The sequence below is a fragment of the Pseudomonas sp. MT3 genome, assembly GCF_054720805.1.
Genome location: NZ_JBTVPY010000009.1, coordinates 188719 through 204688, shown reverse-complemented (window position 1 = coordinate 204688; position 15970 = coordinate 188719). Strand labels below are relative to the sequence as shown.

General features: G+C 64.8%; 15 protein-coding genes. All 15 read right to left on the bottom strand.

Annotation, left to right across the window (positions count from 1 at the left end):
• Positions 1 to 307: 307 nt before the first annotated feature.
• A complete protein-coding gene (locus tag ACYCAX_RS11865) occupies positions 308 to 1075 on the bottom strand; it encodes an SDR family oxidoreductase (protein ID WP_015478049.1) in 768 nt (255 codons plus the stop codon).
• Entirely contained in the window at positions 1072 to 2283 is a 1212-nt protein-coding gene (locus ACYCAX_RS11860) for an O-succinylhomoserine sulfhydrylase (protein WP_015478050.1), read from the bottom strand. The genes ACYCAX_RS11865 and ACYCAX_RS11860 overlap by 4 nt, the downstream gene beginning before the upstream one ends.
• Before the next feature lie 27 nt (positions 2284 to 2310).
• Positions 2311 to 3816, bottom strand: a complete 1506-nt coding sequence (gene purF, locus ACYCAX_RS11855; protein ID WP_460248092.1) for an amidophosphoribosyltransferase — start codon at positions 3814 to 3816, stop codon at positions 2311 to 2313.
• 105 nt (positions 3817 to 3921) lie between these two features.
• Positions 3922 to 4464 (bottom strand): CvpA family protein, encoded by a 543-nt coding sequence (locus ACYCAX_RS11850; RefSeq protein ID WP_086009567.1) that lies wholly within the window; start codon positions 4462 to 4464, stop codon positions 3922 to 3924.
• A 104-nt stretch (positions 4465 to 4568) separates the two neighbouring features.
• Entirely contained in the window at positions 4569 to 5195 is a 627-nt protein-coding gene (locus tag ACYCAX_RS11845; protein WP_460248091.1) for an SPOR domain-containing protein, read from the bottom strand.
• A 19-nt stretch (positions 5196 to 5214) separates the two neighbouring features.
• Entirely contained in the window at positions 5215 to 6495 is a 1281-nt protein-coding gene (gene folC, locus ACYCAX_RS11840; RefSeq protein ID WP_460248090.1) for a bifunctional tetrahydrofolate synthase/dihydrofolate synthase, read from the bottom strand.
• Positions 6492 to 7367, bottom strand: a complete 876-nt coding sequence (gene accD, locus ACYCAX_RS11835; protein ID WP_015478055.1) for an acetyl-CoA carboxylase, carboxyltransferase subunit beta — start codon at positions 7365 to 7367, stop codon at positions 6492 to 6494. Before accD ends, folC begins: the two co-directional genes overlap by 4 nt.
• Before the next feature lie 262 nt (positions 7368 to 7629).
• Complete coding sequence (locus ACYCAX_RS11830; protein WP_460248089.1) at positions 7630 to 8253, bottom strand: phosphoribosylanthranilate isomerase; 624 nt, start codon at positions 8251 to 8253, stop codon at positions 7630 to 7632.
• A gap of 57 nt (positions 8254 to 8310) precedes the next feature.
• Complete coding sequence (gene truA, locus ACYCAX_RS11825) at positions 8311 to 9165, bottom strand: tRNA pseudouridine(38-40) synthase TruA (RefSeq protein WP_460248088.1); 855 nt, start codon at positions 9163 to 9165, stop codon at positions 8311 to 8313.
• A 173-nt stretch (positions 9166 to 9338) separates the two neighbouring features.
• Positions 9339 to 9665, bottom strand: a complete 327-nt coding sequence (locus tag ACYCAX_RS11820) for a hypothetical protein (protein ID WP_460248087.1) — start codon at positions 9663 to 9665, stop codon at positions 9339 to 9341.
• Positions 9662 to 10033, bottom strand: a complete 372-nt coding sequence (locus ACYCAX_RS11815) for a hypothetical protein (protein WP_460248086.1) — start codon at positions 10031 to 10033, stop codon at positions 9662 to 9664. Before ACYCAX_RS11815 ends, ACYCAX_RS11820 begins: the two co-directional genes overlap by 4 nt.
• A complete protein-coding gene (locus ACYCAX_RS11810) occupies positions 10030 to 10512 on the bottom strand; it encodes a glycoside hydrolase family 24 protein (protein WP_460248085.1) in 483 nt (160 codons plus the stop codon). The genes ACYCAX_RS11815 and ACYCAX_RS11810 overlap by 4 nt, the downstream gene beginning before the upstream one ends.
• A gap of 86 nt (positions 10513 to 10598) precedes the next feature.
• Positions 10599 to 12797: a right-handed parallel beta-helix repeat-containing protein gene (locus ACYCAX_RS11805; RefSeq protein ID WP_460248084.1), complete on the bottom strand. Its 2199-nt coding sequence runs from the start codon at positions 12795 to 12797 to the stop codon at positions 10599 to 10601.
• Positions 12798 to 12854: 57 nt separating this feature from the next.
• On the bottom strand, positions 12855 to 15590 hold the full coding sequence (locus ACYCAX_RS11800) for a host specificity factor TipJ family phage tail protein (protein WP_460248083.1): 2736 nt from the start codon (positions 15588 to 15590) through the stop codon (positions 12855 to 12857).
• Entirely contained in the window at positions 15562 to 15969 is a 408-nt protein-coding gene (locus ACYCAX_RS11795) for a hypothetical protein (protein ID WP_460248082.1), read from the bottom strand. The genes ACYCAX_RS11800 and ACYCAX_RS11795 overlap by 29 nt, the downstream gene beginning before the upstream one ends.
• Between the last annotated feature and the right edge of the window lies 1 nt (position 15970).

The window sequence follows — 15970 nt, the reverse complement described above, 5'->3', positions numbered from 1 at the left end:
CTGCTTGTAAGGCAGATGCTCTCCCAGCTGAGCTAATCACCCTTCGTCTCGAAGTGGGGCGCATTCTACAGTCGGCAGAACCTAAGTCAATGCCCTGATTGAACTTTTTTTCATTTTCCGCAAAAAAAGTTCGGCGCGCGGTTGGGGCCTCGATTCTGGGCACGGTTCGCGAGCAAGCTCGCTCCTACAGGTAGGGTGGTGCAGCTCGGGTGTAGGAACGAGCTTGCTCGCGAACAGCCCAACGCCGAACTCTCCCGCCAAGAAAAAGGGCGACCCTCGGGCCGCCCTCCTCTTCCACACTCGACACTCAGTCGAGGTAGATCATCTTGCAGGTCATGCCGCCATCGATCACCAGTTCCTGCCCGGTGACGAATCCAGCACCGTCGCCGACCAGCCAGGACACCGCCGCCGCGACGTCCTCCACCGTCCCGACACGGCCGACCAGGTGCTGGTCATGGTCCAGCTCGGTCAGCGGCTCGGCTTCACGCGCACGCAGGTCGCGAGCATCGATCCAGCCTGGGGAGATGGCGTTGACGCGAATCTCCGGCCCCAGGCTGCTGGCCAGGGCATGGGTCAGCGACAACAGGCCGCCCTTGCTCGCCGCATAGGCTTCGGAGTTCGGCTCGGACTGGTGCGCGCGGGTCGAGGCAATGTTGACGATGCTGCCGTTGTGCGCGCGCAGGTACGGCGCGCAGTGCTTGGCCAGCAGCATCGGACCGGTGAGATTCACCGCCAGGGCGCGGTTCCACTCGTTCAGGCCCAGGCCTTCCAGCGGCGTGTTGTGCGGCCGGGCGATGGCGGCGTTGCTCACCAGCGCATCGAGACGGCCGTACTGGCCGATGACATCGGCAATCGCCGTCGCCACCTGCGCCTCGTTGGCCACGTCCAGCGCCACGAAAGCGGCGCGCTCGCCCAGTGCCCTGGCGACCTTCGGCCCGCGCTCGCGGTCGATGTCGGCCAGCACCACTTGCCAGCCCTCGGCGATCAGCCAGGCGCTGACACCCAGGCCGATGCCGCGCGCCGCGCCCGTCACCAGGGCGACGCGACCGTTACCGAAGAGCTCCGTTGCGCTCACAGGGCGGCCAGACCCCGCGCCAGGTCAGCCGTGATGTCAGCGACATCCTCCAGGCCCACGGCGACGCGGATCAGGTTGTCACGGATGCCGGCGTTCTCGCGCTCGGCCGGCGACAGACGACCGTGGGAAGTGGTGGCCGGGTGGGCGATGGTGGTCTTGGTGTCACCCAGGTTGGTGGTGATGGAGATCATCCGGGTGGCGTCGATGAAGCGCCAGGCCGCAGCCTTGTCGCCCTTCACCTCGAAGCTCACCACCGCACCGAAGCCCTTCTGCTGACGCTTGGCCAGTTCGTGCTGCGGGTGGCTGGCCAGGCCCGCGTAGTGCACGCGGTCGATACCGGGCTGCCGTTCCAGCCATTCGGCGACCTGTTGCGCCGAGGCGCTGTGGGCCTGCATGCGCACACGCAGGGTTTCCAGGCCCTTGAGGAAGATCCAGGCATTGAACGGGCTCAGGGTCGGGCCGGCGGTGCGCAGGAAGCCGACGACGGGCTCCATCTGCGCGCGGCGACCGGCGACCACGCCACCCATCGTGCGGCCCTGGCCGTCGATGTACTTGGTCGCCGAGTGGATCACCACGTCCGCGCCCAGTTTCAGCGGCTGCTGCAGCGCCGGGGTGCAGAAGCAGTTGTCCACCGCCAGCAGCGCGCCCTTGGCATGGGCGATCTCGGCCAGCGCAGCGATATCCACCAGCTCGGCCAGCGGGTTGGACGGCGATTCGACGAAGAACAGCCTGGTGTTCGGCTTGCAGGCCGCTTCCCAGGCTTTCAGGTCGCTCAGCGGCGGGTAGTCCACCTCGATACCGAAGCGCTTGAAGTACTTCTCGAACAGGCTGATGGTCGAGCCGAACACGCTGCGCGAGACCAGCACATGGTCGCCGGCGCTGCACAGGCTCATCACCAGGGAGAGGATCGCCGACATACCGGTGGAGGTGGCCACCGCCTGCTCGGCGCCTTCCAGCGCAGCGATGCGCTCCTCGAAGGTACGCACCGTAGGGTTGGTGTAGCGCGAGTAGACGTTGCCCGGCACTTCACCGGCAAAACGCGCGGCCGCATCGGCGGCACTGCGGAACACATAGCTGGAGGTGGTGAACAGGCCTTCGCCGTGTTCAGCCTCCGGGGTGCGGCGTTGCCCGGCGCGTACCGCGAGGGTATCGAAACCGACACCCTCCAGATCGCTGTCCAGCCGGCCGGCTTCCCAATCCTGAGCCATGCCCTGCTCTCCCTATTCGTGTCTGAATCAGTCGTTGTACAGATCGATGATGGCGCTGACGGCGGTACCCTTGGTCTTGGTCGCGTCGTTGCGCGCCTGCTCGATCTTGTCCAGGTAGGCTTCGTCGACGTCGCCGGTGACGTATTCACCGTTGAACACGGCGCAGTCGAAGTGTTCGATCTTGATCTTGCCGCCCTCGGTGGATTCGATCAGGTCCTGCAGGTCCTGATACACCAGCCAGTCGGCACCGATCAGTTCGCCGACTTCCTCGGTGCTGCGGTTGTGCGCGATCAGCTCGTGGGCACTCGGCATGTCGATGCCGTAGACGTTGGGGTAGCGTACCGCCGGGGCAGCGGAGCAGAAGTAGACGTTCTTCGCGCCGGCCTCGCGGGCCATCTGGATGATCTGCTTGCAGGTGGTGCCGCGAACGATGGAGTCGTCCACCAGCATCACGTTCTTGCCGCGGAATTCCAGCTCGATGGCGTTGAGCTTCTGGCGTACCGATTTCTTGCGCGCGGCCTGGCCGGGCATGATGAAGGTACGGCCGATGTAGCGGTTCTTCACGAAGCCTTCGCGGAACTTCACGCCCAGGCGGTTGGCCAGCTCCAGCGCGGCGGTGCGACTGGTGTCCGGGATCGGGATGACCACGTCGATGTCGTGGTCCGGACGCTCGCGGAGGATCTTGTCGGCCAGCTTCTCGCCCATGCGCAGGCGCGCCTTGTAGACCGAGATGCCGTCGATGATGGAGTCCGGACGGGCCAGGTAGACGTGTTCGAAGATGCACGGCGCGTACTGCGGATTGGCCGCGCACTGGCGGGTGTAGAGCTTGCCGTCTTCGGTGATGTACACCGCTTCGCCCGGCGCCAGGTCGCGGATCAGGGTGAAGCCGAGGACGTCCAGGGCCACGCTTTCCGAGGCGATCATGTATTCCACGCCGTTCTCGGTGTGGCGCTGGCCGAAGACGATCGGGCGGATCGCATGGGGATCGCGGAAGCCGACGATGCCGTAGCCGGTGATCATCGCCACCACGGCGTAACCGCCAACGCAGCGGGCATGCACGCCGGCAACCGCGGCGAACACGTCTTCCTCGATGGGCTGCAGCTTGTTGCGCACCGCCAGCTCATGGGCGAACACGTTGAGCAGCACTTCCGAGTCGGAGTTGGTGTTCACGTGGCGCAGGTCGGATTCGTAGATTTCCTTGGCCAACTGCTCGACGTTGGTCAGGTTGCCGTTGTGCGCCAGGGTGATGCCGTAGGGCGAGTTGACGTAGAACGGCTGCGCCTCGGCGGAGCTGGAGCTGCCCGCGGTGGGGTAGCGCACGTGGCCGATGCCGATCTTGCCGACCAGGCGCTGCATGTGGCGCTGCTGGAAGACGTCACGGACCAGGCCGTTGTCCTTGCGCAGGTACAGACGGTCGTCCTGACAGGTGACAATCCCCGCAGCGTCCTGGCCACGATGCTGGAGAACGGTGAGCGCGTCATAGAGCGCCTGATTGACGTTCGACTTGCCCACGATACCGACGATGCCACACATGCGACGCAACCCCTAGTTGGTTTCAGGCTAAAACAATCCGTTATTCGGCAGTATCCACCGGACCTGCCGTTACGGCGACGGCTACCCGTCGCCTCCACCCGCCCGTCACTGGGCCGGCAGCAAAGACCCCGCTCCGGACGGCGGAGCGATGGTAACGCCGGACATCCAGTGCCCGGCGAACGCCAGAATGGTGTTCTTCGACCAGTCGGCGACGATCAGGAAGTGCGGCAGCAGCACCGACTGCTGCCACCACGGGTCCTGTTGCACCGGCGCCAGGCTCAGCAGGCCGACCAGCAACACCACCAGCAGCACGCCACGGGCGCCGCCGAACACCATGCCGAGCACGCGGTCGGTGCCGGACATGCCGGTCACCCGTACCAGCTCGCTGATGAGGAAATTGACGAGCGCGCCCAGCAGCAGCGTGACGACGAACAGAATGGCGCAAGCGGCAATGACGCGCCCCGAGGGCAACTGGATGTAGGGTGCGAGGTGCTCGGCCAGCGCGCCGCCGAACATCCAGGCGACCGCACCGGCTACGATCCAGGTGACCAGCGACAGGGCTTCCTTGACGAAACCACGGCTCAAGCTGATCAGGCTGGAAATGACGATGATGCCGATCATCGTCCAATCGACCCAGGTAAATGCCACGTTGCGGCCCAGAAACGGAAAGGCCCCGCATTTTAGCAGAGGCCTTCGATTTAGCGGAGCCCCAGTTTGACCCGAGGCTGATTGAGTGAAGCTAACGAACCGACTCAGCCGCGCTCGGGCTGGAAGCGCACGACGAAGCCATTGAGCTTCTGCTGCTTGCCGAGCTGGTCACGCAGGCGGTCCGCCTCGGCGCGCTCGACCACCGGACCGACGAATACGCGGTTCATGCCGTCGAAACTGCGCACATAGGCGTTATACCCCTGGCTGCGCAGCGACTTCTGCAGTTCGTCCGCGCGGGCGCGGTTGGACAGGCTGGCCAACTGTACCGACCAACTGACCGGCAGGTTGCTGGCGTCCAGGCGCTGAGCCGGCGCTGTGCTGGCCTGAGCCGGCGCCGGCTGCGGCGCGGGAGCGGCCGGCTTGGGTGCCGGAGCGGCCGGCTGGGCCGGAGCCGATTGAGCGGGAAGGCTGGCGATGGGCGCAGTCGGCACGGGGGCGACTTCCGGCTGTGGGGCAGCATCGGCTTCCTCGGCCTGCGGCTCCGGCACCTCGGTGGGCTGCACCTCGACGCTCGGCATCGCCGGCGGCTTGGGCATCACCGGCGCCTCGACCACGACCTGACGCATCTCGTCCTCGCGGGTAAACAGCATCGGCAGGAAGATGATGGCCAGCGCCAGCAGCACCAGCGCACCGACAACCCTCTGCTTGAGCCCCTTATCGAGCAAGGCCATGAATCACTCCCCTTTTCCGTTATCGAGCAGCCCTGACGAGCCACTCCAGGGCATCCGCCACGCTGTAGAACGAACCGAATACCAGAATCTCGTCGCCCGCCGACGCCTCATTGCACTGCGCTTCGAGCGCCGCGGCAATGTTCGCGTGACGACTGACGCTCGCGCCACGGGCACGCAGCGCAGCTTCCAGCTCCTGGGCCGGCCGACTGCGACCAGTGGGCAGCGGCGCGACGGCCCAATCCTGCACCAAGCCGAGCACGGGTTCCAGTACGCCGTCCAGATCCTTGTCCGCCAGCAGGCCGAACACGGCGCGCCGCACACCCTTGGGCGGCGCCGCACGCAGGCGGCCGGCCAGGTACTGCGCGGCATGCGGATTGTGCCCGACATCCAGCAGCAGATGGCGCGCTTCACCGCGCCATTGCACGACGCGACGATCCAGGCGCCCGGTGACGCGGGTACGCTGCAGGGCGGCGATCAGTTGTTCCGGCAGCCACGGCAGGTCCATGAGTGCATAGACCTGCAAGGCCAGCGCCGCGTTCTCCATCGGCAGGTCGAGCTGCGGCAGGTGATGCAGGCTCAAGGCTTCCCCGGCGGCATTGCGGCCGCGCCAATGCCAGTCGCCCTCCCCCAGCGCCAGGTCGAAATCGCGGCCGCGCAGCACCAGCGGCGCGCCCAGGCTGCGGGCCTGCTCCATGATCGGCGCAGGCGGCTCCAGGTCGCCACACACGGCGGGCCTGCCAGCGCGGAAGATACCGGCCTTCTCGAAGGCGATGCTTTCACGGGTATCGCCCAGCCAGTCGGCATGGTCGACAGCAATGCTGGTGACCACCGCGATGTCGGCATCCAGCAGATTCACCGCGTCCAGCCGGCCGCCCAGGCCGACTTCCAGCACCACGGCGTCCAGGCCGGCGCGCTCGAACAGCCAGAAGGCCGCGAGGGTGCCCATCTCGAAGTAGGTCAGGGAAGTTTCGCCACGGGCCGCCTCGACGGCGGCGAAGGCTTCGCAGAGCGCCTCATCGCTGGCTTCGACGCCCTCGATGAGCACCCGCTCGTTGTAGCGCAGCAGGTGCGGCGAGCTGTACACGCCGACGCGCAGGCCCTGCTCGCCGAGCAGGGCGGCGAGGAAGGCACAGGTGGAACCCTTGCCGTTGGTGCCGGTGACGGTCACCACGCGGGGCGCGGGACGCCCCAGCCCAAGCCGGCCGGCCACCTCGCGGGAGCGATCCAGCCCCATGTCGATTGCCGTGGGGTGGAGTTGTTCGAGGTAGCTGAGCCAGTCGGCAAGGGTACGTGGGGTCATCCTGCGAGCGCGGTACTTGGAGTGTTGGTGAACTTGGCCAGCAGGCTGGCGAGCCGCTGACGCATTTCCGAACGGTGGACGATCATGTCGATGGCACCGTGCTCCAGCAGGAACTCGCTACGCTGGAAGCCTTCGGGCAGCTTCTCGCGCACGGTCTGCTCGATCACCCGCGGGCCGGCGAAGCCGATCAGGGCGCGCGGCTCGCCGACGATCACGTCGCCGAGCATCGCCAGGCTGGCGGAAACGCCGCCGTAGACCGGGTCGGTCAGCACGGAGATGAACGGAATGCCTTCTTCGCGCAGGCGCGCCAGCGCGGCGGAGGTCTTGGCCATCTGCATCAGGGAAATCAGCGCTTCCTGCATGCGCGCACCGCCCGAAGCGGAGAAGCAGATCATCGGGCAACGGTTTTCCAAGGCGTAGTTGGCGGCGCGCACGAAACGCTCGCCGACGATGGAGCCCATCGAGCCGCCCATGAAGGAGAACTCGAAGGCGCTGGCCACCACCGGCATGCCCATCAGCTTGCCGCTCATGGAGATCAGCGCATCCTTCTCGCCGGTGTCCTTCTGCGCGGCGCTCAGGCGATCCTTGTACTTCTTGCTGTCGCGGAACTTCAGGCGATCCACCGGCTCCAGCTCGGCGCCAAGCTCTTCGCGACCCTCTTCATCGAGGAAGATATCCAGGCGGGCACGGGCGCCGATGCGCATGTGGTGATCGCACTTCGGGCAGACGTCCAGGGTCTTTTCCAGCTCGGGACGGTACAGCACCGCCTCGCAGGACGGGCACTTGTGCCACAGGCCTTCCGGAACCGAGCTCTTCTTCGCTTCGGAACGCATGATGGAAGGGATCAGCTTGTCTACCAGCCAGTTGCTCATGCTCTCGTCTCCAGTGCAGGGGCACGGCCTGACGCCATGCGCGTACCCCTGAGCAAATTCATCGTCGCGGTTCCGGCCTCAAGACCCGAACCCCTCGCAAACAAAGGCGCCGCCTGGGGCGTCGCCACGAATACACCACTCGATGCGGGTCGCCGGCGGGCAAGCTCTGACGACTGCCAGCCCCGACGACTCCCAGCGCTGCCGGGCAGCGATTGGGTAGTGGACGGCGGCAGGCCGCTCGTCGTCACATGAAGATTCCGCGTCACGCCACGGACCGGCACAGGGCTATGAAGTCGCGGATCTTCTGCGCGTCCTTGATGCCCTTGCTCGCCTCCACCCCGCCGCTGACATCCACGGCGTAGGGGCGCACCCGGGCGATGGCGCCGGCCACATTGGCGACCGTCAGGCCGCCGGCCAGGATCAACGGGCGCTGCACATCCCTGGGCACCAACGACCAGTCGAACGCCTGGCCGGTACCACCGGGCACGCCTTCCACGAAGGTATCGAGGAGGAAACCACTGGCCTGTGGATAGTTCGCGATCTGCGCCGCCACGTCGTCGCCCGGCTTCACACGCAAGGCCTTGAGGTAACGCTTGTGCCAGCCGGAGCAGGCTTCGGGCGTTTCGTCGCCGTGGAACTGGAGGATGTCCAGCGACACCGCATCGAGGATTTCCCCCAGCTCGCAACGGCTGGCATCGACGAACAGGCCGACGGTGCTGACGAAGGGTGGCAGCGCGGCGACGATCGCCCGCGCCTGCTGGATGCTGACCGCGCGCGGGCTCTTGGCATAGAACACCAGGCCGATCGCATCGGCGCCGGCCTCGGCGGCGGCCAGGGCATCCTCGACACGGGTAATACCGCAGATTTTGATGCGAACGGCGGACAAGATGCAGCAACCTTCAGGCAAGTGATCGATCGATGGTAGCAAATGCCCCCGGCATCGTCAGCCAAGGATATCGGGCAAACTTGAAAGGAAATGTGGCCCCAGGTAGCGCTCCGGCAGCTCGAACGCTTCCGGGTACTCCACCCGCACCAGATACAGCCCGTACGGGTGCGCCGTAACGCCACCCGCGCGACGATCGCGCGCCGCCAGTACCTCCGCCGCCCACTCCGGCGGACGCTCGCCGGCGCCGATGGTCATCAGCACCCCGGCGAAGTTGCGCACCATGTGATGCAGGAAGGCATTGGCGCGAATATCCAGCACGATGAAGTGGCCATGCTCGATCACCTCGAGGTGATGCACAGTCTTCACCGGCGACTTGGCCTGGCACTGCACCGCGCGGAACGAGGTGAAGTCATGGGTGCCGACCAGCGCCCTGGCCGCCTCACGCATGCGCGCAACGTCCAGCGGACGGTGGTTCCAGGTGACCTCTTCAGCCATATGCGCCGGCCGGATCAGGTCGTTGTAGATTACATAGCGGTAGCGCCGCGCCATCGCGGTGAAGCGCGCATGGAACTGCGCCGGCATCACCTTCGCCCAGGTCACGCTGATGTCCGCCGGCAGGTTGGCGTTGCCGCCCATCACCCAGGCCTTCAGCGGCCGCTCGACGCGGGTATCGAAGTGCACGACCTGCCCGCTGGCATGCACGGCGGCATCGGTGCGCCCGGCGCAGATGACCGACACGGGTTCATCGGCCACTTTCGACAGGGCCTTCTCCAGTGCCGCCTGCACCGACGGCACGCCGCCTTCCTGGCGTTGCCAGCCGCGATACCGCGCACCTTTGTATTCGACGCCCAGGGCAATCCTGGAAACGCCAGCGGCAGCCACTTCGGCTGCCGGAGAATCTTTATATATCAACGGCTTATAGTCTTTTCGTTTCCGCAACCGGTCAGATTATACCTGCCTGCACACCTACTGCCACGCGGGGCGCCTGTTTAGTTGCGGAAACGATTTTGATGGCATTTCTGCCGCAGGCAGCCGCTTCATTTATATAGGAAGAGGGTCGCCCAGCCCAGCCATATCGGCCCGCTCTACTGGCATGACCGCACCGCGGCGCGCAACTGCACCTCATACCCCTTCCGCTGCTCCAGTTCAGCCAGCAGCGCCCGCACCTTGGTCTGCAGGGTGTCGACCTTCTGCAGCGATGCTGTCGCCCAGGTCGGCACTTCCACTGCCGGCGCCCGGCACGGGACGGCCACCGGCACCTCCACGCGCACCGTGCGCGGCTCAAGCTCGACCTGGCCGGCGCATCCCGCCAGCGCAACCAACACCCACAGCACCTGCGCCACTTGCACTTTTCGGCTGTACCTGCCGAAAATCGCTGCACCTGCACTTTTTTCACACGTCTGCAGACTCATAGCCCCAACTCCTTGTCGATCAGCGCCTCCACCACCGCAGCCGGGTCTCCCTCGGCGCGCTCCTGCTGCAGCCGCTGGGCGGCGGCGTAGTGCTCGCCGGCCTGACGCTTGGATTCGGCGACAGCCTGATCGGCCTTCGTCTGCCGCTGCTCCGCCTGCTTGACAAGCTCGCCGAGCTGAGCGCCCTGCTCCTTGGCCAACTCTTCCAGGTTGCCGCGGGCGGCCACGCACTGGCCCTTGGCGTCGTTGGCGGCGTCGAGCTGCGGGCGGTAGTGCCCGGCAGCTAGCCAGGCACCAAGACCGGCGCCAGCGGCCACCAGCAGCAGGCAGGCCAGCGCCAGGGCGCCAACCTTCCACCCCGCACTCATGCCACAACCCCGCCGGCCGCCCGGTACTGCTGCACCAGGTCTTCGAGCTTGTGCTCGTGTTGTTGGTACCCGGCCCCCGGAAGCGATGCCCAGATGTTCCGGCACTTCGCGATAGCTTCGCGCACGCGCCCGGCCTTGATGTCATCCAGCGCCTTGCGCTCACTGATCTGCTGCAAAGCCACCCGGTCCTGGTTCTCCGGCGTGAAGCCGCCAGTTAGTCCCAGGCTCTTGCGGTAGGCATCCCAGTAGCGAGACAGCAACTGGTACCGGCCAGCAGCTGTCGACCGGATGTTCAGGCGCGGCAGGTAGATCGACTGGCGCGGGTGGTCTGCGTAGCCCTGGAACAGGCCGCCGCCCACCACCACGTTGTAGCCATCGTCGCTGCCACGATTGGTGCTGGTCCCTTCACTCCAGGCCAGCATATCCAGGAAGGCGAGAACGTTCTGGCCGCCGGCTTCGGCAGCGCTGATTCGAGGCATTGGTCAAACTCCAGAAATGAAAACGCCAGCTCGATGGCTGGCGTTGGGGTAGAGGCGCAGGATCTGCGCTTCGGTGATTGGCATGATCAGTTGGCCTTTATCCAAGCATTAGACCCAGTTCCGACCAAGCGCAGGGAAGTGCCGGCCGCAACGGCGAATCCGCCAGGATTGACTGTCAGCGAGTTCGATGCGTGGGCGTTACTGATGGTCAGGTCGCTATCGATCGGCCACGGGGCGCTAGTCAAGGCGTCCAGGGTAATCACGGCGCCCGCCGAGTGGTTGTTGTAGACGAGTTGCTTCGGCCATTGAGAGGCGGCGATGGTGTCGGTGGACAACGACCCGGTCCGGCGCAACACCATTCTGTCAGCGTTGAAACAGGTTTCGTCGGAGTGCTGCACTCGTCGGCCGAACGTGCCCTTGTAGGTGTTGTTGCCGTAATTGTTGTTCGCCGAATTGAAGTGAGTGGTGAGGTCCTTGGCTCGCTCGAAGAAGCCGAATACACCCGTAGCAGCAGGATCGGCAATCAGTGTATTACCGGTGAAGGTCGAGTCGGCCACGCCCAGCAGTCGCACGCCATTGGTGCGGAAGTTGATCAGGGTGTTGCCCGTGAAAGTCATATAGCGCACGGCGTTCCGGAACAGACAGGCATAGTTATCTGCTGCGCTGGTCGGCATAGTCACGGTGTTGTTGCTGATCGTTATTCCTTCCGCCCAACTGCCCATGACCGGGCTACCCGCAAATAGGGTCTGGTCAATCCCAATGCCAATGCCTTCAGATACCGAGCCATATCCCTTGACGCGGTTGTTGGAGATGTCGAGATCGCCAAGCTGCGCCTGGAAACCATCCCATACCTGTCCCTGTACCAGGATGCCGCCCGCGCTGCTGATGCCTGCGCCATGCGACAGCACGTTGTCGAGAATGCGGATGCCGGTGGAGTTGCGCTTGAACACAGTGTCGAAGAGGAGAATTCCGTAGGCGTTGGCGCTGCTCTTGGTGGTGACAAACTGGTTGCCCTGGATCAGCGTGTTGAATACGTTTCTGCCCTGGATGCCTTCTCCGCCGGTGCCGATGTTGTCCGTGACGGTGTTTGGACCACCCTCGATCTTGATCATTGAGTTGACGCTGCCGACGATGTTGCGGTCGATGATGGTGTTCTCGGAGCTGTTCGAGAAGTAGATCGAATGGTCGAGCTGATTGACGCAGAAGTTTCCATCAATGAGCGTGTTGCGTGCCTTCGAGGACACGATTCCGTCCAGACCGGTCACGGTGATCGAGCCCACGTCGTTGCCACCGCCGCTGATCCCTTGGATGCAGCCAACGACTTGGTTGCCGCGCACAGTGGCATCGGAGGTGACGTGGGTATAGATGCCGAACAGTGAAGGGATAGCTATGGAACCGGCATAGCTGCACTTCACCGTGTTGTACAGCGCGCGGCAGCCGGCCGCTTGCTTGATCAGCAGGCCGCAGCTGTAGGGCTCGGTGTAGCGCACTCGGTAGCTTGTGCAGCGGTCGCCCTGCAGGCGTAGCAGGGCAGGTGGGTTGCCGTCGACTACTGTCGGGTCGTAGGTGCCAGGTCCCACCAGTTCGATGTGTTCGATCCAGGCACGTTGGCCAGTCACTCGGATCAGGTCGAAGTTATCGGACGTGGCCAGAATACGGCCTTTGCCGGTGATTCGCGCATTGTTGACGGCGATGGTCAGGCCGATGGCCGCACTGTTGTCGATGGTGATATCGACTCCTTCCGGAATCACCACCTCGCGACCGGTCGCAATGGCGGCAATGATCTCTGCCACGGTGGCACCGTTCTTCAGCACCATACGGTCGCCGATCAAGTTGTACACCGTGGCGCCCTCATGTCCAACCTTGTCGGAACCGCTGTCAGGTCCGCTGTCGTTGGCCAGGTCCTGACGCAACGACTGGTCTACGCGCATCACCAGCAACGTTTCATCGACGGCCCAATTACCGCTCAATTCAACCGGGAACTCGGCCGGCAGCCTGACGCTGTAGAGAACGCCATCGCGCTCGATCAGTTGTGTCGGACGATCCACCGTCAGAGGAGACCCGTCGACATATTCCAGCGGCGGCAGTTCGAACCCAGAGTTCGCCAGGAAGTTGTAGACGTCCTGCTCGAATCCCGTCCACGACTTGCGGCTGCGCCCGAGACGGTCAAACCATTGATTGCTGGTGGCATTCAGGGCCAGGTCGAAGTTCCCAGCGTTGTCGAACAGATCGCGAGGATCGGACGAACCGTTTGGCTCTACGGGATTGCCGGTGTTGTAGCGCATGCATTTCTCCAGGCACAAAAAAGCCCGCTCATGGCAGGCTCAGGGAATGGAAGGCGATCAGGGCGCGGTGGCGTCGTCGAACTGGTAGACGCGCTCGTCGTAGTTGACGGCGGCGACCGACGCACCGACGTTGCTGCTCGGCTCGATGGACGAAATCAGAACCGGGTAGCACCAGCGCTTCAGCGTTCCGAACAGCAGGTGCGGTGGCTCGATCTCCCATGACAGGTCAGGGATGAAGTCAGGGGCCACGATTGTTAGGGCGTAGTCGTCGACCCTGGTCGCCGCGTAGGGACCTGACAGCGTGCCATCGGGACGGCGGAGCGCGACCTGGTGCGGATCCGTCGACGACCAGTCGAATGGCTCACTGGACTCCAGTTGCACCCGCCCGCCGCCGATCGCCTCGAATCCCAGCAGCAACGCGCTCTGGCCGTAACCTGGCACGTCATCCGCAACGGCGCAGTAGCCGAGATAATCGCTGTTCAGCGCATCCAGTTCAGTGGACCAGGTGTTGTCCCAACGGCGGTACAGCTGAATCATCCGCCGGCGCATGCCGATCCGGTAGGCGCGGTCGCGGCTGGTGACGCCTGGCGCGCTGATCTTCTCGACCTTCCTGCCGACATCGCCAGGCAGACGGCACTGCACCGTCGCCTTTTCCCAGGTCAGTCCGTCCGTGTACTCCACATCGACGCCGTCATAGTCGCCCGGCCCAGGAGCGGTGAAACTGCGCACCAGCCCCTCGGTCATGTTCTGCGGGGTGTACATGTGGTCGAAAGAGGTACGCGGCTCGTCGCGCACCGGCGAGATGAGGCCACGCTTGATGGTCAGCTCGGCGAAACCGGCATCGAGCGGGTCTTCGAGGTTGCTCTTCACCGTACCGGCGTCGGTGATCGCGATGTCGTAGGTGTCACCTCGCGCCTTCCAGATGGCGTCCAGCCGGTCGAGTTCCACTAGGTCGAGGTCGGCGTCGGTGTAGCCGATGGACTTCGCCACGTAGGCGATCCAAGGCACGATGTCCCGCGTTGGCTGCGGCGATGTCCAGGCTCCGCCACTCCGCGTCGGCAGGATGCGGGTCGGCTTCAGCGAGATCTTGTTGTCTGTCATCGAGGAGATGCGATCCGAGGAACGCACCTTGACCGCGATTGTGGTGGCGCCGGCGTAGCTGGTAGGCGCCGGCAGTTTCGCCCGTAGCCCATACCACTGAGCCTTGTCGCGGTATTCGGATGTGGAGTTGCCGCCCTGATTGACGAACACCTTCCGCATCCGTACTTCCGGGCGCATGGCATATGGGAGAGCGATCTGGTCGGTGAACCCCTGCTGGTCCAGGGTGTTGCCGGCATGGCTGAAGTGAACGACGTTCCAGGCCCCGCCGACAGCCATGTCCCGCCACTCCACGTCATAGAAGGCGCTGATCTGGTAGAACTGCCCTTCCCGGCCGACACCGCACAGCCCTTCCGGCATGAACACGTCGAACTCGATCAGGGAGGTCTTCTCCCGCTCAGGGCAGGCTGGGAACGGGCCACGGTAGCCGCCAACGGACCCGCTCATGTCCAGGCTGATGACGGCTGACGAGGTCGTCATGCTATTGAACCCTGGCCAGCCGAGGTCGGTTGAGCCGCTGGAGGTCAGACGCTGGACTGTGATGCTCTGCTTGTCGCCTGAGGTCGTAGCGATGCGATACAGCAGGCCCTTCGGCCCGATGGTGGCCAGGCCGGTGCCCAGCGTGAGCTGGTCGGCCGGCGAGCCCCAGTCATAATCCAGCGTCATGCCGGTGCTGACGTCGAACTCCGAGACGATGTAATAGCCGCCGTTGACACCGACGACCTCGATCTCATCGCCTGGGCTGGCGTTGAGCATCCCCAGCGGACCGGTAACGACATCGCGCGGCGTGCCGTCGGTGACCGTGTAGCTGTACGGCGCGACCACGCGAATCACCTGTCCATCTTCCCAGTCGTCGGGGAACTTGCCCTGGCCGACCGGGATGGAGATGGTGAATCCGCTGAACTGGTACGCCGCGGCGGTCGGCGACGGGGTGACGTCGGTCGATAGCGTCAGCTCCAGGCCTGCGGTACCGGTGGACGTGGCGCCTACCTCGGCCGCAGTGTGCCACCACTGCGCAGCAGTTTCCGCCGATAGGTCAGCGCCCGGCCCATAGATGGTGTAGCTGGCGTCCGCGCCCAAGGCGAGCAGCGCGGTGTCGCCGATGAGCACCGATCCAGCCGGAATCTGGTATTCCCCCTTTCCCACGCACAGCAGGACTTCCATCCACTGCTCGCGCGGAGCGGAGAAGTACTTGCGAGGCGGAAGTAGATAGTCCGGGTAGCGCTTGGGTGACCCTGCAAGCTCAGGGATGACGTCGCCCAGGGCAGCCTTGTTCGCGTTCGCCGACGCGTCGTTCAGCGAGTTACCGCTACCAGGCGCCGACGGCATGCCCGGCATCTTGGGCATCAGTGCGCGGAACACGGATTGCACGCCCTTGAAGAGCGCCGCAGTGATGGTGAAGGGGTCAGTACCGCGCGGTTCGATGTAGATGCGCACGGTGTCCTGCGTCTGCAGCAGGGTATCGCCCCACTCTGCCGCCGGCACGATCCGTTCCTGGGCGTTGATCTGCTGCTCGGTCAGGTCGGTCCTGGTGGCGAACTCGGCGCGGATCAGGCCAATGGTGATCGGGTGCAGGTCGCGATCGCTGTAGCTCGGCACGTTGGTCGTCAGCCAGTCGCGGATGGTCAGCGGCTGAATGATCGGATGCCGCTCCAGCGGCTCACCATCAAGGCGAGACGGAAATATCTCGATCACGGTAATAGATCACTCGCAGGTAGCGCGCCTCGAAGTCGGCCAGGCGCTGAATTGTTGGGGTACCGCGCGGGTTGATGTCCAGAACGGCCAGGCGCCCTTCCTTCTCGACCACCAGGCCGACGTGGACGCACAGCGCGCCACGCATCGCCGCGGCAATGACGCCGGGCGCCGGCTCACACTCGACCAGGGCGCGCTCAACTTCAGCGTGGTAAGCACGCTGCATGTCCACCGGGGTAAGCCGCGTGACCGCACCGAAGTCGCTCAGGCGTGGCAGACCATAGAGTTCGGAGCGGGCCAGGATCACCAGCCCCCAGCAGTCCAGGCACGGCAGTTCGCGGCCGCCCTCAACGTAGGTGGCCGTCAGGTATCGATCGAACATG